We start from the raw sequence: 17,856 nt of genomic DNA on the forward strand, positions 1-17,856 counted from the left end.
CAGCCATCAGTGAGAGTTATTCATGAATCTGTTTCAGCTGCGTGCCTTCGACGCTGTGGCTCGGGAAGGCAGCTTCACCCGTGCCGCCGAACGCCTGTTTATCAGCCAACCGGCGGTCACCGGGCACATCAAGGCGTTGGAGGAGCACTACCAGATCACCTTGTTGCGACGTACCGCGCGGCGCGTCGAGCTGACGGAAGAGGGCACCAAACTGGCAGCAATCACCCGGGCGATGTTTGGCTTGGCCGAAGAAGCGCAGGTGATGCTGGAGGCCAACCGGCAGCTGCTGACCGGGCGCCTGGAAGTGGCGGCGGACGGGCCGCATATGGTCATGCCGATGCTCGCCAGTTTGCGTGCGCGTTATCCGGGGATCACCGTGAACCTGCGGTTGGGCAATGCTCAGGAAACATTGGCGGCGTTGTTGTCGGAGCATGCCGACGTGGCGGTGCTGACCGAGGTCGAACCGCGCAAGGGGCTGCACCTGCAGGCGTTGAGCGAGTCGAGGATTTGCGCGTTGGTGCCCGCGGGTCATCTGTGGGCGCAGCAGTCGAAAGGGGTGCAGCTCAAGGAGCTGGACCAGGTGATCATGGTCTTGCGTGAACCGAGTTCGATTACCCGACGCACGTTCGACGAGGCATGCGCTCAGGCCAGGGTCAATCCACGGGTGTTACTGGAACTGGACAGTCGCGAGGCAGTGACCGAGGCCGTGGCCGCAGAGTTGGGCGTGGGCGTGGTGTCGTCGCTGGAAGTCAGCCATGACCCGCGGGTGGCGGCGGTGCCGATTATTGGCGAGGGTCTGGTCAATCGGCACATGATCGGGTGCATGGAGCGGCGGCGGGATTTGCGCTTGATCCAGGCGTTTTTTGGGTTGGCGCCTGGCAGATAAACCGAGGTGCGGCCTTCGCGAGCAAGCCCGCTCCCACATTTGATCTTCAGCAGACACAAATTGTGTGTACGACAGAGATCCACTGTGGGAGCGGGCTTGCCCGCGAAGAGGCCGGACCTGCCTACACCAGACTCCCGGTGCGCCGACAAGGGATGAAACTCAAGGGGCGAGATCCGAGCGGTTGACCAGCCAATCGAGCAGCAGACGGCCATCGCGGCGTGGCTCGGAAGCAGGCCGGGAAGGCTTTGGATGGCCCATGCCGGCACACAGCACTGGCCGGTCCGGATCGCTGTCGAGAAAACTGATCAGCACGTCGGAGCCGGCCGTGGGCAGCCTGGCCGGATCGATCCGACCGTCCGGCGCCGCGAGGGCGATCGGTAGCCAGAGACCGACGGATTCATCCGCCTCGAACGCCGGCGTCGGCCATAACCTGACCTGTATCCGGCCTTGATCATCGAGTGCCGCCGGTTGCCCGGCGGGGCCGAGTACCCGGGCGATCTGATAGCCCGGGATGCTCGGCTTGATCTGTTTAAGCGCCGGCCTGAAGACCGTTGACCAGGGAATGGCCGTGAACTGATTGCTATAGCGCCGGGCACTGCCGGGCTGATCCTCGGCGAGAATCGAGGGTTGCTGCCCCTGGTGCCGGATATCGGTGAGCAGCCACTGATCGTTGAAACTCGAGAGCGGATGCTGCGCCACTTGCAGGATCCGTCCACTGCGCAGTTCGCTCTGGTTGCTTTGGCCGTGGATCTGCCGTTGCGGGCAACGCAAGCGCTCCAGCCGTCGACGGCTGAGCTGGTCATGATGAAGCTGTGCAGGTGCAGGGCGTTCCGTTACCGGGCCCGTTCTGGCGAGCATGTGATTAGCCGCTCCATCGCCGACCATCGGCGCGCCGCGGTTTCTGGCTTCCCATCGTGCCGGGGCGGGGACCGGCTCATGGCGCTGGAACAGTTCGCTGATGACCGGCAAGACGGAGTCGTTGAATACGTCGTCCTGGAACGGCATCAACAGTGGCTCCTGGGGGAAACTCAAGCTGTCATCGGCCAGCACCAGTACGTGTCCATCGGGCTGATGTTCGAAGTGATAGTGGATGCCTTCTTCCTCACACAGCCGCTGCAGGAAGGCCAGATCGCTCTCATCGTACTGAATGCAAAAAGGCCGGGGCGGGTAGCCGCCGTTTGCCAGTTCGAAACGATAACTGTGCTCGGGCAACTGATGCTCCTCCAGCAACTGGCGCACGATCGCGGGGACGCTGAGACGATGAAACACCCGACGCACACTGTGTCGATCCAAGTGTTGCAGATGGGGCGTCAACACCAGGGAATAGCCGACCCGGTGCGGGCCGCGATGTTCGCGACTGACGCTGTGGATCACGCCGTGAATGCCCTGGTCATCCGCCAGCCGCAAAAACGCCGGTTGTTGCAGCCATTGGTCGAGGTGCATCGCCGGAGCGAGGCCGATCACGTCGATGTCGAATCGATAGGGCTGGTTGAGACCTTCACGGCCGCTGAACTGCAACACCTGCAGACTCAAACCGCCGTCGAGCAGTGTCAGGGTAAAGGGGCTTTCCTTGTCGTTGTGCATCGAACGCGCTTCTGCCAGGGAGGATGGGCGCAGAGGGTACGAAACCACAGCCCTGAAGCGTCACCGCAAATCGACTTTTCAGAATCGCCCTACAAACACTGATGAAGATGTCGATTCGTCACGGGGTGAAGATCTTGGAATTTTTGGTCGATTGGCGTCTTTAGGCCGTATAAACTTGCGCAACGCGTCGGCCAATAGATGTCTCGGCGCCACAGATCAAGAGAGTGAGTAATGGGCGCACAGTGGAAGGTTAAACACAAAGAAGCGGCAGCCAACGCCAAAGGCAAGATCTTCGGCAAACTGGTGAAAGAAATCACCATCGCTGCCCGCAACGGTGCCGATACCACCACCAACGCACACCTGCGTCTGGTGGTCGAACAGGCGAAAAAAGCCTCGATGCCCCGCGAAACCCTGGAACGCGCGATCAAGAAAGGCTCCGGCCAGCTCGGCGAAACCGTGCAATACCATCGCGTGACGTATGAAGGGTTCGCACCGCATCAGGTGCCGCTGATCGTTGAATGCGTGACGGACAACATCAACCGCACCGTCGCTGAAATCCGCGTCGCGTTCCGTAAGGGCCAGTTGGGCGCTTCCGGTTCGGTGGCCTGGGACTTCAACCACGTCGGCATGATCGAGGCGTCCCCGGACAGCCCTGACGCCGACCCGGAAATGGCGGCGATCGAAGCCGGTGCCCAGGATTTCGAGCCAGGTGAAGACGGCGCGACGCTGTTCCTGACCGAACCTGCAGACCTGGATGCGGTACAGAAAGCGCTGCCGGAGCAGGGTTTCACCGTGTTGTCGGCCAAGTTGGGCTACCAGCCGAAGAACCCGGTCAGTGGTTTGAGCGATGAGCAGATGGCAGAAGTCGAAGCGTTCCTCGAAGGCCTCGATAACCATGATGACGTGCAGGACATGTTTGTCGGGTTGGCGGGTTAAGTCTGTGTGTCATTGACGGCTTTTGTTGCCTGGCAGGCCGTCTTCGCGAGCAAGCCCGCTCCCACATTCGATCTGTGGCGTTCACAAATCCTATGTGGGAGCGAGCCTGCTCGCGATTGACCGCGCAGCGGTCACCGTCCCTTCAACGCCTGCACAACCTCGCTGAACCCCGGCCGCGCCAGCACATTCGGCTGACAGCAACGCTGCTGTAGACCCTCTAACGCACCCCGCTGTTCATCACTCAACCCCGAGTTGATGCGCTCCAGCAATTCCCCCAGCAGCACCCCGAACGCCCGCACTTCGATCCGTTGCAGCGCGCGGCTTTCAAGGCTGTCCGAAGTGGCATGGAAAGACGCCGCGCCAAAGTCGCCCAACAGGCAATCGCCATGCTCGTTCCACATGATGTTGTGACCATAGAGGTCGCCGTGGGTGATGCCTTGGCGGTGCAAATGTTCAGCCACTGAAGCAATGCCACTGGCGATGCGCAGTGCCGCGCCAGCGCTGAACCGGGTGTCGTCGGTGTAGACGTCGCGGGTGCAGGACGCCAGGCTCGGCAGCCCGGCCAGGTTGCGATAACTCGGATCGATCAGTTGCATCACCAGCCCGGCCTGCGCTTGCGGATGGCCGACGATTCGCCCTTCGACCCGGATCAGATTGGGGTGGATGCCGGCGGTGATGCAGGCGTTCATTTCGTGCAACGGCGAGCCATCGCTGGTCATTTCTCCTTTGTAGAGCTTTACCGCGACCTGTTTCGTCTGTTCCCACAACGCCTGATGGATAACCCCCGACGCGCCTTCGCCGAGTTTTTTCTCCAGGTTCAGTTGGGACCAGGGAATGCTCGCCGTGGCTTCAAGCGCAGCCGCGTCGGCTTCGGTTTCCAGCGGGTTACCGGCGTACGCCAGCCAGGTCAGGCTCGGCAGGGTCAGCAGCCACTCGGGAAGCTCGGTGAGCTGATTGGCGGCGATGCGGATCAGCTCGAGTCGATGGCAATGACTCAGGCTTTCGGGGAGACGCTGTAACCGGTTGCCGGCGAGCATGAGCTTTTGCAGATGCGGGCGCTCACCCAGTTCGGTCGGCAGCTCCGTGATGCAGTTATCGGTGAGGATCAGCCAGCGCAACAGCGGCGGCAGGGCGGCGCCCGGCACGTTTTCGATGGCGTTGGCCTTGAAGCCGATCATCGTCAGCGCGGTGCACTGGCCAAGGCAAGCGGGCAGTTCGGTGAACTGATTGTCCGAGCAGAACAGCACGCGCAAACGGGTCAGGCGGTGCAGGTCGTCTGGCAGGCTGCGCAAGGCGTTGCCGCTGAGGTTGAGCACTTCGAGCGAGTCCGCCAGGTCGAAGATTTTCTGGGGGAACTCGGTCAGGCCGCAGGACAGATCCAGACGGGTGATGCCCGACAGTTGGCCGGCGCGCAGTTGGGCGAGGGTATCCATGGACAGGTTCGCTATTGATCAGGAGGAGGGCGTGGGGGCCTGGAAATGGGCGACATGATAGCGGGAAAGTTGGGCTTGGCCTAAGACCAGTAAGTCAAGATGCAGAACCTGTAGGATCGCCGCACCGCTCGCTCCTACAGGATTTTCGTTAGCGCTCGATACTGCGATTCCACCGGGCATTCCACGCCGGGCGCTGTTCGTTGACCTGATCCCAGTCGATGGCGATCGCGGTCGTCAAATACTGCTTCATCGCCTCGACCTGACCGCGGGTCTTGTCGGTGGTTGGCGTATTCGGGTTGGACGGAATCTGATCGCCGTCTTCAAGCGCGGCGGCTTGCGCTTCGGGCGTCAGCAGGAAGGCCGCGAGTTTCTGCGCCAGTTCCGGTTGGGTGTTGTTGGCGATGGCGCATTCGGCGACGTTGAGCACCACGGAGCCTTCCTTGGGCTGTGCATATTCCACCGGCATGCCCTTGAGTTTCAGCGCGGTGACCTGGGTCGGCGTCAGCGGGAACAGCGCCGCTTCGTCGGTCTGGAGCATTTCGGAGATCTTCGCTGAACTCGGAATGTACTCCAGCACGTTACGCCCGACGGTGTTCGGCCACGCCTTGAACCCCGGTTCGACGTCGGTTTCGCTGCCGCCCTGAATCCGGTTGAACATCAGAAAACCGTGCAGGCCGAAGGTCGAAGACGCCATCGACTGAAACACCAGTTTGTCCTTGAAACGCGGGTCGGCCATGTCCATCCATGAGGTCGGCGCGCTCCAGCCTTTTTCCTTGAACAGCCGCGTGTTGTACGCCAGCCCGGTGACCCCAAGGCTGACCGCCACGGCTTGATCCTTGATGCGACCCTTGGCCGGAATCTGCGCCAGGGGCGGGCTGTCTTCGAGTTTGTCGCACAAGCCCATGGCGATGGCGCGGTACATGATGCCGTCGTCGAGGAACATCACGTGCATCTGCGGGTTGCCTTTGCTGGCCTGGACCTTGGCCAGAATATCGGCGGAGGTTCCCGGCACGATCACCACTTTGACGTTATTGGCTTTCTCGAAAGCCGGCAGCACCTTGTCGGCGTAGAGCCGCTCCATGGTTCCGCCGTTCATGCCCAGGTAAAGCGTCGGTTCGGCCTGGGCCTGGTTGACCGTGAGCATGGCGCCCAAGCAAGAGAAACCGAGCAGTGCACTGCGTTTGAAATGATTCATGGCGCGACCTTCCTCTATCAAGCAACGGAGATGGAGTGAAACCGGGTGATGGAAAACGCATCCAGCGACGTCTTTGACGCGCCGCTACAGATGATCTCGGTGAGCGCCTGGCCCACCGCGGGCCCGATCTGAAAGCCTGCGCCGGCAAAGCCGAACGCGTGCAACAGACCGGGTTGGGTGCTGCTGTGGCCGATCACCGGTTGGCGATCGGGCAGATAACCTTCGGTGCCGCTCCAGGTGCGAATCGCCTGGGCACCTTCGAGAAACGGGTAGAGTTCGACGGCCTGGCGCAAGATCTCGATGACGGCGTTCTGACCAGGCCGGGCGCGTGCGTCATCGAGGGCAAAGCCCTGGCCGCCGCCCAACACACAATTGCCGCGAGCGACCTGACGGGCATAGATGCCACCGCCCTCGACCCCGGTGCTGGCATTCATCACCAGCGGCAACGGTTCGGTGACCAGCATTGCCGGGTGCCCGGCGTGCATCGGCACTGCTTCGCCGAATTGCGCGGCGAGGTTTCCGGCCCAGGCACCGGCGCAATTCAGCAGCCAGGGGGCGTGCAGCTCGAGGCCGGATTGAGTGCTGACGTGAAAGCGCTGACCGTCATGCTCCACCGCCGTTACTGCGCATTGTTCATGGATTTGCGCACCGTGCCGACGCGCCGCCTGCGCGAAGGCCGGAGACACTAGTCGCGGGTTGGCGTGGCCGTCGTCCGGGCACAACGAGGCACCGACCGCGACCTCTCCGACCCAGGGGAAACGTGCGCGCAACTGATTGCGGTCGAGTACCTGCAAATCGAGACCGAACCCCTGGCTGCTGGCGGCGTAATCCTGCAAGGCGAGCAGGTCGTTGAGGCTGCGGGCGAGCTTCAGGTGACCGCTGCGCTGGTACTCGCCGTTGATGCCGATCAACTGCGGCAGTTGCCCCCAGATCTCGTGAGCCCGTTGCGACAGCGGCAATTGCGACAGCGGCCGGCCCTGACGACGCACGCCGCCGTAGTTCACACCGCTGGAGTGCGAACCGCAAAAGTCCCGCTCCAGCAATACGACGCGACGGCCGGCTTTGCTCAAGAACAGGGCGGCGGAAGCCCCGACAATGCCGCCGCCAATGATGATTGCATCGACCTCGATCATGGCTCGACCTCCAGACCGAATGGCAGGGGTTTGATCGGCGCCTGAGCCCGCAACCGGCCGATGTCGGACAGGTTGCGCTGGCTTTCGCAGGCGATGATTTCCGCTGCGGCGGCGCCACACATCCGTCCTTGGCAGCGCCCCATGCCGACCCGGCAATGGGCCTTGACCCGATTGATCTCCCAATGGCCGTCGCGCACCACCTGACGGATGTCGCCGGCGCGCACTTCTTCGCAGCGGCAAATCATCAGTTCATCCGCGGCGTCGGTGGCCCAGCTTTCGGGAAAGACAAAGGCGCGCTCCAGGCCTTGGCGGAATCTGCCGATAGTGTTCAGCGACTGTTCCAGCTGGGTGGCACGCTGTGGCGGGATCAGGTAACCGATGTCTTCAAGCAGCGCCAGGGCTGCCCGTTCACCGGCCATTTCCGCGGCGTCGGCGCCCATGATGCCGGCGCCGTCACCGGCCAGGTACACCTCGGCGACACTGCTGCGACCGGCGCGGTCGCGTTGCGGCAGCCAGGCGCGGTTGAGTGGGTTCCAGGTGAATTCGCAGCCCAGCAGGTCGGCAAGTTGGGTTTCACTGCGCAGGCCGTGGGCGAAGGCTACGGCGTCGCATTCGATTCGATGTTCACTTGCTGCGTTATGCCAATTCAGCGATTGCACGCGGTGTTCGCCATCGATGCGTTTCAAGGTAGCGCCCTGGTGCACCGGGATGCCATGGGCGGTCAGCCAGGTGCGGTAATAAATGCCTTTGGCCAACGTGGTCGGTTGCGCCAGCAGACCGGGCAGGGCGCGGGCCTGAGCGCTGAAGGGCGAGCTGTCGAGCACGGCGATCACGTTGGCGCCGGCCTTGGCGTATTGGTACGCCACCAGATACAGCAACGGCCCGCTGCCGGCGAACACCACCCGTTCGCCGATGGCACAGCCCTGAAACTTCAAGGCAATCTGCGCCGCACCGAGGCTGTATGTCCCCGGCAACGTCCAGCCTGGCACGGGCAGAATCCGGTCGGTGGCGCCCGTGGCGACAATCACCCGGGAGAAGGCGACACGCATAGCGCGTCCCTCATGCAAGGTGTCGAGCGCGCCGGCCTCGGCGTTCCACACCAGTGTGTCGGGGCGGTAATCGAGTTGCTCGCGCAGTGCGTCGATTGTCTGGTGCAGCGCGTTGGCCTTGCGTGCTTCGAAGCCATACAGCTTGAGCGACGAACGCTTGAAATTCGCCGGCTGACGCCGATAAATCTGCCCGCCACCGCGGGCGGCTTCGTCCAGCAGCACGGGGTGCACGCCGTGGGCAACGAGGGTTTGCGCCGCACGGATTCCAGCGGGGCCTGCGCCGATGATGACTACAGGTTTCATGCCCACCTCATAAGTGATCGACACTGCAATCCTGTGGGAGCGGGTTTGCTCGCGAAGGGGGCGGCACATTCAATAGGTGTGGTGGCTGACACGACGCTTTCGCGAGCAAGCCCGCTCCCACAGGGAATCCGGTTTGTGCAGGCAGATTGGGTCTTCATACCGATCGCCCCGGTTCGCGGCGGATGTGTTGGCCGGCTTCGAGCAGCGTCGAGCACGCCCGCACCCGGCGGCCATCGCCCAGGCGTACCCAGCAGTCCTGGCAGGCGCCCATCAGGCAGAAACCGGCGCGGGGTTCGGCGCTGAAGTCGCTGCCGCGCAGGTGTTCGCTGCAGGTCAGCACGGCCGTTAGCAGGGTGTCGCCGAGCAGGCCACGGGCAGGCTTGCCGTCGAGGATAAAGTCCAGGGCCGGGCGGTCGCCTTCGGCCAGTCGTTTCAGCAGAGCCATGGCGACCTCATTGTTTACCCACCAGCACCCTATCCAGGCCGTAGACCCGATCGAGCAGAATCATCGTCAACGCCGTCAGCGCAATCACCAGGGCCGACACCGCCGCCATCATCGGATCGATGGATTCGGTGGCGTACACGTACATGCGCACCGGCAGGGTTTGCGTGGCCGGCGAGGTGACGAAGATCGACAACGTGACCTCATCGAAGCTGTTGATGAACGCCAGCAGCCAGCCACCGGCGACCCCCGGCAAAATCATCGGCAAGGTGATTTGCCGGAACAACGTGAAGCGTCCGGCGCCCAGGGATTGCGCGGCGTGTTCGGCACTGCGGTCCAGGCCGATGGCCGAGGCCAACACCAGTCGCAGCACGTACGGCGTGATCACCAGCACATGGGCGAAGATCAGCCAGGCGAAGCTGCCGTTGACACCCATCAACGCAAACAACCGCAGCAACGCGACGCCCAGTACCAGGTGCGGAATGATGATCGGCGACAAGAACAGCCCGTTGAAAAAGTCCCGGCCGGGGAACTCGAATCGAGTGATCGCCAGGGCTGCCGGCACCGCGATCAGCGTCGCCAGCGTGGCGGCGCAGAACGCCAGGATCAGGCTGTTGTAGAAGGCATCGACAAAGTCTGCGCGCTCGAACACTGCACGGAACCAGCGCAGGGAAAACTCCGTGGTCGGCAGGCTCAGGGTGTTTTCCGGGGTGAAGGCGACGAGGCACACCACCACCAGCGGCGCGAGCATGAACAGCACCACAAGGGTATGGAACAGCAGGGCGAAAGGACCGTTTCTGGACATGACGAGTTATCCCAATGACTTCTTGTAGCGGCCTTCGATCATCCGGTTCCACGACAGCATGATCAGCAGGTTGAGCAACAGCAGCGCGACGGCGATGGACGCGCCCATCGGCCAGTTCAGCTCCGACAGGTACTGGTCGTAGATCAGCGTGGCGACCATCTTTATCCGGCGTCCGCCGAGCAGTCCGGGAATGGCAAATGAACTGGCCGCGAGGCCGAACACGATCAAGGTGCCGGAGAGCACGCCGGGCATGATTTGCGGCAGCACCACTTTGCGCATCACCGTGAGGTGGCTGGCGCCCAGTGACAGCGCGGCCTGTTCGGCGGCCGGGTCGAGTTTCTGCAGCGAGGTCCAGACCGGAATGATCATGAATGGCAGCATCACGTGGACCAGGGCGATCACCACGGCGAACGGCGTATAAAGCAACTTCATCGGCGAGCCACCGAAGGCTTGCAGGGTCTGGTTGACCAGGCCGTCGGCGCCGAGCAACAGGCTCCAGCCGAAGGCGCGCACCACCACCGAAATCAGCAACGGCGTGAGGATCAGAATCAGGAAGATCGAGCGCCACGGCGCGCCCATGCGGCTGAGGATGTAGGCCTCGGGCACGCCGATCACCACGCAGAGCAGGGTGGTCAGGGCGCTGATCCAGAACGTCCTCAGAAAGATCTCGTAGAAGTACGGATCGCCCAGCAGGCTGCTGTAGTGATCGAGGGTGTAGGCGTCGCTGTTGATCCCCGAGCTGTAGTCGAAAACGTTGAACGACAGCACCAGCGTCAGGCCCAACGGGATGACCAGTAAACCGAGGTACAAGGCCAGGGCCGGTGCTGACAGCCAATAACCCTGGCGTCCCTGGCGAATGACGACAAGCGTACTCATGCCGACACCTCATCGACTCTCAGCACCCGCAGCAGCGCCGAGTCCCAGTCGAGGCCGACCGCCGTGCCTTCGATCAAGGGAGCCGAACCGTCGTTGCGGCGCACCACGCTGAGTTCGCCCAACGATGTCGATACGCCGTACAGCCATTGGCTACCGAGGAAGAAGCGGCTGACGATCTTGCCTTGCAAACGACCATGGCCAACATCACGCAGATCGATTTTTTCCGGGCGCAGGCTCAGGGTCAGTTCGCCGTCGCCACGACTGCAGACCTGCACAACGCCAGCGCTGTCCCGTTCGCCGGGCAGCAGGTTGGCCTTGCCGACGAAGCCGGAAATGAACTCGGTGCGCGGGTGTTCGTAGAGGGTGTAGGGCGCGTCGATCTGAGTGATGCGCCCGGCCTGCATCACCACCACCCGGTCGCTGATCGACAGTGCTTCAGACTGGTCGTGGGTGACCATCAGCGTGGTGATGCCGACTTCACGCTGGATGCGGCGGATTTCGAACTGCATCTCTTCGCGCAGGTTGGCGTCGAGGTTGGACAGCGGTTCGTCGAGCAGCAGCACCGGCGGCTCGATCACCAACGCCCGGGCCAGCGCAACACGCTGGCGCTGACCGCCGGAAAGCTCCCGTGGATAACGCTCGGCGTGTTGGTTCAGACGCACCAGTTTCAGCACCCGATCCACCCGTTGCTGCAACTCGCCGTTGGGCACTTTGCGCATGCGCAGGCCGAAGGCGACGTTGTCTTGCACAGTCATGTGCGGGAACAACGCGTAACTCTGGAACACCACGCCCAGACCGCGACTGGCGGGTTTGGCGTGGGTGATGTCGCGACCGTCCAGCACAATGCGCCCGCTGCTGACTTCGACGAAGCCGGCGATCATTTGCAGGGTGGTGGTTTTGCCGCAGCCGGAGGGACCGAGCAAGGAAACGAACTCGCCTTTTTCCACCGACAGATTGGTGGCGACGACCGCGTCGATCTCACCGTAACGTTTGCCGAGGTTTTCAAGTTGCACGAAGGCCATGACTGCGCTCCACCTGAGATTGTTATGCGTCGCCAAAGGCGCGCTTTTTTGTATGGGCAGATACGAAAAGGGTGTTGCCGGGGTGCGTTGGCGCTCGACTTCTGTCGGCTGCCGCTGTTGTTCGAATCGCCCCTGATGGACGCAGAGTAGGACGAAGAATAGGATGGGCTCAATGGCCTATTTCACTGAAGCGATGACTATTTTCAGTTTCATTCAGTGAGTAAATTTATTGTCGAGAAATCACATGTCTGATTCCATTGAGCGGAATGAAAACAAAAATGAAGTCGGCGTCGGTGCCGTCTCAAGACTGTTTGCGGTGCTGCGCAGTCTGGGGGATACCATCGAGGGCGGAGAGCGCGTGACGCAACTGGCGCAGCGCATTGGTTTGTCGCAACCAACCACCCACCGCTTGCTGCGCAGCCTGATGGACGAGGGCATGGTCGAGCAGGACGTGCGCAGCAAACGCTATCGCCTGAGCCTGGAGTTTTTTGCCTTGGCGGCCCGCGCCGGTAATACCGGCAATTTGCGCGAGCTGGCGCGGCCGGCATTGCTGCGGCTGTCGGCGTCGTTGGGGGACTCGTTGTTTTTGCTGGCGCGCAGCGGCTTTGATGCGATCTGTCTGGACCGTAGTGAAGGGCCGTTTCCGATCCGCACGTTTACCGGTGACATCGGCGGGCGGGTGGCGCTCGGCGTAGGGCAAGGCAGTCTGGCGATTCTGGCGTTTCTGCCGGAAGAGGAGCGCGACACGGTGATTCATTACAACTTGCCGCGGCTCAAGGATTTTCACCTGTATGACGAGGTGTTCCTGCGCTCGGAAGTCGAGAATGTGCGCACCCTTGGTTACGCCGGGCGCAATACCGGCGTATTGCAAGGCATGGCCGGGGTGGCCGTGCCAATTCTTGATCGCGAAGGTCGGGCGGTGGCGGCGTTGAGTGTGGCCACGGTCAGCGATCGCCTGGGGCCGGATCGCTTGCCGACAGTGGTGGAGATGCTCAAGCGCGAAGCCGCGCTGATCGGGCCGCGGATCAATCCGTTTGATCCGCTGTTGCGCAGGCCTTCGCAGGTGTTTGGGCAGGGGTAAGCACAATCTCAGGCCTCCACCGACCCCTTGTGGGAGCGGGCTTGCTCGCGAAGGCGGCGGGTCAGTCAACATAAACGTTGAATGTTAAATCGCCTTCGCGAGCAAGCCCGCTCCCACAGGGATTGGCGGTGGTGATCAGAACTGCGCAGTTTGCTTGAGCATCTGCGCCGTCGGCGTGTCACTTGGGCTGACCATCGCATAGTTGTACCCGGCCCCCGACCAGTACTCGGCCTGCAACTCACCATCGCTGCGGCTACCCCGAGGGAGGAGGAAGTTTTTAGGTCCTGGCGGGCGGACGTAGAAGCTGACTTTGTGGCCGGCCTGATCCTCATAAACCACCATTGCCGCCGGCCCTTGTTCGGTGCTGAGCAGCCGCCCGCTGATGGGTGTGTATCCGGCAGCGGTCAGGTTCGGCAGGCGTTGGGCCTGGCTGAAGTACTGATCGAGCCAGCCTTGCATATCGCCGTCATTGCTGACTTTGTAGTCCGCCGGCAGGATGCCTTGCTGGGCAATCAGCCGGTAGGCTTGCATGGCGTCGGTCATCGGCAGCGGGGCGCTGACCAGGGTCATTTGTCGCGCCTGCCAACCGCCCAATCCGCCGAGGCTGACCGCGATCAGCAATACTGCGGCGCTGGCCAGATGGCGGCGTGACTGGCGTTTGACTCGCTGGCGAATCATTGCCGGGTCGAGTTGCGGGTTGGCCGGTTGCTGCAAGGCGCCGCCCAGGGCCGCGCGCAACTGTTGGGCATCGTGTTGCCAGGCGCGTACTTGCGCGGCCACTTCGCCGTTGTTGGCCAGATAAGTCTCCACCCGATGTCGGTCGGCATCGCTGAGTTGGTGATCGACGTAGGCGTGCAGGTCACGCTCGCTGGGAGGCATGCTGATCATTTGAGTCTCCGCAGGGAAGGGCGGTTGATTTCGCCGTCGCTGAGCTGGCGCAAGGCTTGGCGTGCGCGGGACAGGCGCGACATCACGGTGCCGGTGGGGACGTCGAGAATCTCGGCGACCTCCTTATAACTCAAGCCTTCCACCGATACCCAAAGCAGCAGTGCGCGCTGTTCGGTGCTGAGCTGATCGAAGGCTTGCAGGGTCGATTGGGCGATCACGGTGCGCTCTGCCGAAGGCTGCGCATCGTCACGGCCGGTAAAGAGTTCGAGCATGCGCGCATAACGCCGGGAGCGGCGATGAGCGTCGAGAAACTGCCGATAAAGAATCGAAAACAGCCAGGCACGCAAGTCGCCCTCGGGACGTTTGTCGCCCCAACTCGACAGCGCGCGCTCAAGGCAGGCCTGCACCAGATCGTCGGCGCTGCTGGGGTTGCGCGTCAGCGATACGGCGAAACGCCGCAGCCTGGGAATGACTTCCCTGAGTTGTTCGTCGATATCGTTCATGAAGTTCTGACCAGTCACTACGCTGTGGTGAGTGTTCAGGAAGACGCCCGGCATTCGAGGTTATTCCATGCCTGGAAAAATAAACACCGGGCGATGGAATAAACCTTGGCGCGATTCGTCTGCCTGATTCTTCTCACTTGTGGCCGATGGCCCTGGAGTCATTCATGGTAGATCGCTCATCACCGCCAACGGGGCCTGACCGGCCACCGCTGAGTGCCGCGAGCCTGACGTTGCGCCTGACCGGCATTGCCGTGGTGGTCGCCGCGCTGGCCGGGGCTTTTGCCTACGTCAACGGCACACTCGACCCACAGCGCCTGACGCCGAAAGCCTTGGTCAATGTGCTGGAGAAAAACAACGGCGTACACCCGGGATTCCGTCGTAACCACGCCAAAGGCGTGTGCGTGATCGGGCATTTTGAGAGCAGCAGCCAAGCGCGCGAGTATTCCAGCGCCCAAGTGTTCAACGAAGCGCGGACCCCGGTGGTCGGGCGTTTCGCGCTGCCTGCCGGTAACCCTTACGCGCCGGACAACAGCGTGCCGATCCGCAGCCTGGCGTTGCGTTTTACTCAGGCTAACGGCCAGCAGTGGCGCACCGGGATGAACAGCATGCCGGTTTTCCCGGTGGGCACGCCCGAGGCGTTCTATCAGTTGCAACAAGCACAGTCACCGGATCCGTCTACCGGCAAACCAAACCCGGCGGCTGTTCCAGCGTTTTTCGGTTCTCACCCGGAAGCCGCGCCGTTTCTGGCCTGGATCAAAACCGCCAAACCGTCGGCCAGTTACGCGACGCAAACCTATAACAGCGTCAACGCGTTTTACCTGGTGAACGCGGCCGGGCAACGGCAGGCGGTGCGTTGGAGCATGACGCCGGTTGCTCAGGACGCGGCAGGTGCGATGGCTCCCGAGGGCGGTGATTTCCTAGAGAAAGATCTGGTGCAGCGTTTGTCCGCCGGACCGCTGCGTTGGCAGTTGAACATCACCTTGGCGAACCCTGGGGACCCGGTCAACGACGCGAGCAAAGCGTGGCCCGACGGCCGAAAAGTGCTGAACGCCGGCACGCTGGTGCTCGAAAGTACTCAGCCGCAACTCGATGGCGAGTGCCGTGACATCAACTACGATCCGCTGGTGTTGCCCAGCGGTATCGAAGGCTCCGACGACCCGCTGCTTGCCGCTCGCTCAGCGGGTTACGCCCGTTCCTACCTGCGCCGCACCAGCGAAGTGAAGCAGTTGCCCAACGCCAAACAGGAGTCTCAATAATGAGCGCTCAACCGAACCATTTCGCGCCATTGGCGCGGCTGTTGCACTGGCTGATGGCGCTGATGATCCTCTCGATGCTGTTTATCGGCGCGGGTATGGCGGCCTCGGTGTCCGAGCGCCATCAGTGGCTGATCCATCTGCACAAACCTTTGGGCGTTGCGATTCTGTTGCTGGTAATCGTGCGCCTGGCCGTGCGTTTTTCGACCCGCCAACCACCGCTGCCTGCGGACCTGCCGGGTTGGCAAGCATTCGCGGCCAAGGCTTCGCATTTTTTGCTGTACGCCTTGATGCTGATTTTGCCGCTGCTGGGCTGGGCGATGATTTCGGCAGCCGGTGATCCGGTGATGCTCAGTAGTTCGTTGCAGTTGCCGTCGATTCTGCCGGCGAATGCGCAGGTGTTTGCGTTCCTGCGCAAGGCGCACGGGTATCTGGCGTATCTGCTGTTCCTGACCGTGCTGCTGCATTTGGCGGCGGCGTTGTTTCACGGTTGGGTGCGCCGCGACGATGTGCTGAACAGCATGCTGCGGGGTAAGGATCGCGGGTGATCCCAACAGCTGCAGCCAAATTCTGCGGATGTACACGGTCAATGTAGGAGCTGCCGCAGGCTGCGATCTTTTCTTTTGATCTTAAGAATCGAAGGTGTCCCCAAGATCAAAAGATCGCAGCCTGCGGCAGCTCCTACGCGTCAGCGTGAAGTTGCTTCCACAGGTTGGTTCTTCGTGGCCAACGTCAGCCACCAATAAATCAACGCCACGGCATTGATGCCCGCACCCAGCCAGCACACCCCGATCCATCCCGCCCAGGCGTACATCGCCGTCGAACCGATAGAGCCCAAGGCGCTGCCGATCGAATAGAACAGCATGTAGCCAGCGGTGAGTCGGCTTTGCGCTTCGGGACGCACGCTGTAGATCATGCTTTGGCTGGTGACATGAACGGCTTGTAAACCCAGATCCAGCGTAATCACCCCGAGCAGCAGCGCCCATAGCGAGGATTGGGTGAGTGCGATGGGCAGCCATGAGGCGAGCATCAGCAGCAACGACAGTCCACTGGTCCATTGGCCCAAACCGCGGTCGGCCAAATGCCCGGCACGGGCAGCGGCTAGCGCACCGGCGGCTCCGGCCAGGCCGAACAGTCCGATTTCGGTGTGGGAAAGTGAAAGCGGCGGGGCACTCAGCGGCAGCACTAAGGGCGTCCACAGCACCATGGCGCTGGCGAAGGTCAGCAGGGCAAGCATGGCCCGTTGACGCAATACCGGTTCTTCCTTGAACAGCGTGAAGACCGAGCCGATCAACGCAGCGTAAGCGCTATCCGGTCGCGCCTCTTCGTGCTTGGGCAGCACACGAAACAACAGCAGCGCCATCACCAGGGTCAACCCGGCGGACAGCAGATAAATCGAACGCCAACCGGCCAGATCGGCCATGCCGCCCGACACCGTTCGTGCCAACAGAATGCCGACGACAATGCCGCTGGTAATCACGCCCACCACACGTCCACGTTGCGCCGGGATGGCCAGAGTCGCTGCGTAGGCCACCAGGATTTGTGTCACGACCGCCAGTAACCCGGTCAGCGCCATGCCGAGCAACAGCCAGATGCTGTTCGAGGCAAACGTAATCATCAATAAAGCCAGCGCCGACAGCAGGGTTTGCACGACGATCAGCCGGCGGCGGTTGAGCAGATCCCCTAGCGGAACCAGCAGCAACAGACCCACGCCATAACCGATCTGGGTAAGGGTGACGACGATACCGATGGTTGCCGGGTCCATGGCGAAGGCTTCGGCCATGGCATCGAGCAGCGGTTGTGCGTAATACACATTGCCGACGGCCAGGCCGCAGGCAAGGGCAAACAGCAGCACCACTGCGCCGCTTAACGGATGGTCAGGCTTCATCACGGGCTTCCTTGTGTGGTTTCAAAATAAAACCAGTTGTACGGTAGGTAATCTGGTTTTATATTGCAACCACATTTGTTTGCCGGCGGACGCGGTCATGGTTAAACGTACAAGCATGGAAGGCGCCGAATGCCCGGTCGCTCGTTCACTGGACGCGATTGGTGATTGGTGGTCGTTATTGATCGTGCGCGATGCGTTCGATGGCTTGCGGCGATTCGGTGAATTCCAGCGCAATCTGGGCATGGCCAAAAACATTCTCTCGGCACGCCTGCGCACGTTGGTGGCTCACGGGATTTTCGATCTGGTGCCAGCGTCGGACGGCAGCGCGTATCAGGAATACGTGCTGACGGAGAAGGGCAAGGGCCTGTTCCCGTTGATCATCGGATTGCGGCAGTGGGGCGAGGCGTTTTTCTTTGAGGCGGGGGAGACGCATTCGCGGGTTGTCGATCGTGAGAACGGTCGACCGGTGCGGCCGCTGGAGTTGCGTGCCGAGGATGGGCGTTTGTTGGGACCGGAGGATTGTGTGCGGATCGCTGCCCAGTGAAAACGTCAAAAGATCGCAGCCTTCGGCAGAAGCCT

At 62.0% G+C, this 17,856-nt stretch carries 18 protein-coding genes; 6 read left to right on the top strand and 12 right to left on the bottom strand.

Annotated elements, in window-relative coordinates; all coding sequences use genetic code 11:
- Positions 1–22 precede the first annotated feature (22 nt).
- A complete protein-coding gene (locus IB250_RS00775; RefSeq protein ID WP_192342587.1) occupies positions 23–886 on the top strand; it encodes a LysR substrate-binding domain-containing protein in 864 nt (287 codons plus the stop codon).
- Between the two features lie 159 nt (positions 887–1,045).
- On the opposite strand, the gene IB250_RS00780 is transcribed toward IB250_RS00775, so the two are convergent.
- Positions 1,046–2,470, bottom strand: coding sequence for a type VI secretion system Vgr family protein (locus IB250_RS00780; RefSeq protein WP_192342588.1), 1,425 nt, complete (start codon positions 2,468–2,470; stop codon positions 1,046–1,048).
- Positions 2,471–2,701: 231 nt separating this feature from the next.
- On the opposite strand from IB250_RS00780, the gene IB250_RS00785 reads away from it, so the two are divergent.
- Positions 2,702–3,406, top strand: coding sequence for a YebC/PmpR family DNA-binding transcriptional regulator (locus IB250_RS00785; protein ID WP_007903391.1), 705 nt, complete (start codon positions 2,702–2,704; stop codon positions 3,404–3,406).
- 131 nt (positions 3,407–3,537) lie between these two features.
- On the opposite strand, the gene IB250_RS00790 is transcribed toward IB250_RS00785, so the two are convergent.
- The 8 genes from IB250_RS00790 to IB250_RS00825 all read right to left on the bottom strand — a co-directional run bounded on the left by IB250_RS00790 (position 3,538) and on the right by IB250_RS00825 (position 11,664).
- The gene (locus IB250_RS00790) at positions 3,538–4,839 is read right to left on the bottom strand and encodes a leucine-rich repeat-containing protein kinase family protein (RefSeq protein WP_192342589.1); all 1,302 of its coding nucleotides are present in this window, start codon (positions 4,837–4,839) and stop codon (positions 3,538–3,540) included.
- A 148-nt stretch (positions 4,840–4,987) separates the two neighbouring features.
- The gene (locus IB250_RS00795) at positions 4,988–6,034 is read right to left on the bottom strand and encodes an ABC transporter substrate-binding protein (RefSeq protein WP_192342590.1); all 1,047 of its coding nucleotides are present in this window, start codon (positions 6,032–6,034) and stop codon (positions 4,988–4,990) included.
- Between the two features lie 17 nt (positions 6,035–6,051).
- Positions 6,052–7,167, bottom strand: a complete 1,116-nt coding sequence (locus IB250_RS00800; protein WP_192342591.1) for an NAD(P)/FAD-dependent oxidoreductase — start codon at positions 7,165–7,167, stop codon at positions 6,052–6,054.
- The gene (locus IB250_RS00805) at positions 7,164–8,519 is read right to left on the bottom strand and encodes an NAD(P)/FAD-dependent oxidoreductase (RefSeq protein ID WP_192342592.1); all 1,356 of its coding nucleotides are present in this window, start codon (positions 8,517–8,519) and stop codon (positions 7,164–7,166) included. The genes IB250_RS00800 and IB250_RS00805 overlap by 4 nt, the downstream gene beginning before the upstream one ends.
- Positions 8,520–8,673: 154 nt before the next feature.
- The gene (locus IB250_RS00810; protein ID WP_192342593.1) at positions 8,674–8,964 is read right to left on the bottom strand and encodes a (2Fe-2S)-binding protein; all 291 of its coding nucleotides are present in this window, start codon (positions 8,962–8,964) and stop codon (positions 8,674–8,676) included.
- A 7-nt stretch (positions 8,965–8,971) separates the two neighbouring features.
- On the bottom strand, positions 8,972–9,766 hold the full coding sequence (locus IB250_RS00815) for an ABC transporter permease (protein WP_007896923.1): 795 nt from the start codon (positions 9,764–9,766) through the stop codon (positions 8,972–8,974).
- Between the two features lie 6 nt (positions 9,767–9,772).
- Positions 9,773–10,642, bottom strand: a complete 870-nt coding sequence (locus tag IB250_RS00820) for an ABC transporter permease (protein WP_192342594.1) — start codon at positions 10,640–10,642, stop codon at positions 9,773–9,775.
- Entirely contained in the window at positions 10,639–11,664 is a 1,026-nt protein-coding gene (locus IB250_RS00825; RefSeq protein WP_192342595.1) for an ABC transporter ATP-binding protein, read from the bottom strand. The genes IB250_RS00820 and IB250_RS00825 overlap by 4 nt, the downstream gene beginning before the upstream one ends.
- Positions 11,665–11,908: 244 nt before the next feature.
- Between IB250_RS00825 and IB250_RS00830 the strand changes: the two genes are divergently transcribed.
- Positions 11,909–12,745, top strand: a complete 837-nt coding sequence (locus tag IB250_RS00830; protein WP_192342596.1) for an IclR family transcriptional regulator — start codon at positions 11,909–11,911, stop codon at positions 12,743–12,745.
- Positions 12,746–12,880: 135 nt separating this feature from the next.
- Here IB250_RS00830 and IB250_RS00835 read toward each other — a convergent pair whose 3' ends face one another.
- Positions 12,881–13,633, bottom strand: coding sequence for an anti-sigma factor family protein (locus IB250_RS00835; protein ID WP_192342597.1), 753 nt, complete (start codon positions 13,631–13,633; stop codon positions 12,881–12,883).
- Complete coding sequence (locus tag IB250_RS00840; protein ID WP_192343187.1) at positions 13,630–14,136, bottom strand: RNA polymerase sigma factor; 507 nt, start codon at positions 14,134–14,136, stop codon at positions 13,630–13,632. Before IB250_RS00840 ends, IB250_RS00835 begins: the two co-directional genes overlap by 4 nt.
- Before the next feature lie 164 nt (positions 14,137–14,300).
- Between IB250_RS00840 and IB250_RS00845 the strand changes: the two genes are divergently transcribed.
- Together IB250_RS00845 and IB250_RS00850 are read left to right on the top strand one after the other, a co-directional pair.
- The gene (locus IB250_RS00845; protein ID WP_192342598.1) at positions 14,301–15,392 is read left to right on the top strand and encodes a catalase family peroxidase; all 1,092 of its coding nucleotides are present in this window, start codon (positions 14,301–14,303) and stop codon (positions 15,390–15,392) included.
- Entirely contained in the window at positions 15,392–15,937 is a 546-nt protein-coding gene (locus IB250_RS00850; protein WP_192342599.1) for a cytochrome b, read from the top strand. Before IB250_RS00845 ends, IB250_RS00850 begins: the two co-directional genes overlap by 1 nt.
- A 140-nt stretch (positions 15,938–16,077) precedes the next feature.
- Here IB250_RS00850 and IB250_RS00855 read toward each other — a convergent pair whose 3' ends face one another.
- A complete protein-coding gene (locus IB250_RS00855) occupies positions 16,078–17,277 on the bottom strand; it encodes an MFS transporter (RefSeq protein WP_192342600.1) in 1,200 nt (399 codons plus the stop codon).
- A gap of 97 nt (positions 17,278–17,374) precedes the next feature.
- Here IB250_RS00855 and IB250_RS00860 point away from each other — a divergent pair, with 97 nt between their 5' ends.
- On the top strand, positions 17,375–17,821 hold the full coding sequence (locus IB250_RS00860) for a winged helix-turn-helix transcriptional regulator (protein ID WP_192342601.1): 447 nt from the start codon (positions 17,375–17,377) through the stop codon (positions 17,819–17,821).
- Positions 17,822–17,856 lie beyond the last annotated feature (35 nt).

The sequence above is a fragment of the Pseudomonas sp. PDM09 genome, assembly GCF_014852305.1.
Classification (GTDB): Bacteria; Pseudomonadota; Gammaproteobacteria; order Pseudomonadales; family Pseudomonadaceae; genus Aquipseudomonas.

Bases quoted from the DNA above. Each gene is read 5' to 3' on its own strand.
- IB250_RS00860 (WP_192342601.1), top strand. From the start codon at position 17,375: ATGGTTAAACGTACAAGCATGGAAGGCGCCGAATGCCCGGTCGCTCGT.
- IB250_RS00790 (WP_192342589.1), bottom strand. From the start codon at position 4,839: ATGGATACCCTCGCCCAACTGCGCGCCGGCCAACTGTCGGGCATCACC.
- IB250_RS00775 (WP_192342587.1), top strand. From the start codon at position 23: ATGAATCTGTTTCAGCTGCGTGCCTTCGACGCTGTGGCTCGGGAAGGC.
- IB250_RS00855 (WP_192342600.1), bottom strand. From the start codon at position 17,277: ATGAAGCCTGACCATCCGTTAAGCGGCGCAGTGGTGCTGCTGTTTGCC.
- IB250_RS00795 (WP_192342590.1), bottom strand. From the start codon at position 6,034: ATGAATCATTTCAAACGCAGTGCACTGCTCGGTTTCTCTTGCTTGGGC.
- IB250_RS00830 (WP_192342596.1), top strand. From the start codon at position 11,909: ATGTCTGATTCCATTGAGCGGAATGAAAACAAAAATGAAGTCGGCGTC.
- IB250_RS00785 (WP_007903391.1), top strand. From the start codon at position 2,702: ATGGGCGCACAGTGGAAGGTTAAACACAAAGAAGCGGCAGCCAACGCC.
- IB250_RS00810 (WP_192342593.1), bottom strand. From the start codon at position 8,964: ATGGCTCTGCTGAAACGACTGGCCGAAGGCGACCGCCCGGCCCTGGAC.
- IB250_RS00845 (WP_192342598.1), top strand. From the start codon at position 14,301: ATGGTAGATCGCTCATCACCGCCAACGGGGCCTGACCGGCCACCGCTG.
- IB250_RS00805 (WP_192342592.1), bottom strand. From the start codon at position 8,519: ATGAAACCTGTAGTCATCATCGGCGCAGGCCCCGCTGGAATCCGTGCG.
- IB250_RS00820 (WP_192342594.1), bottom strand. From the start codon at position 10,642: ATGAGTACGCTTGTCGTCATTCGCCAGGGACGCCAGGGTTATTGGCTG.
- IB250_RS00825 (WP_192342595.1), bottom strand. From the start codon at position 11,664: ATGGCCTTCGTGCAACTTGAAAACCTCGGCAAACGTTACGGTGAGATC.
- IB250_RS00850 (WP_192342599.1), top strand. From the start codon at position 15,392: ATGAGCGCTCAACCGAACCATTTCGCGCCATTGGCGCGGCTGTTGCAC.
- IB250_RS00840 (WP_192343187.1), bottom strand. From the start codon at position 14,136: ATGAACGATATCGACGAACAACTCAGGGAAGTCATTCCCAGGCTGCGG.
- IB250_RS00800 (WP_192342591.1), bottom strand. From the start codon at position 7,167: ATGATCGAGGTCGATGCAATCATCATTGGCGGCGGCATTGTCGGGGCT.
- IB250_RS00815 (WP_007896923.1), bottom strand. From the start codon at position 9,766: ATGTCCAGAAACGGTCCTTTCGCCCTGCTGTTCCATACCCTTGTGGTG.
- IB250_RS00835 (WP_192342597.1), bottom strand. From the start codon at position 13,633: ATGATCAGCATGCCTCCCAGCGAGCGTGACCTGCACGCCTACGTCGAT.
- IB250_RS00780 (WP_192342588.1), bottom strand. From the start codon at position 2,470: ATGCACAACGACAAGGAAAGCCCCTTTACCCTGACACTGCTCGACGGC.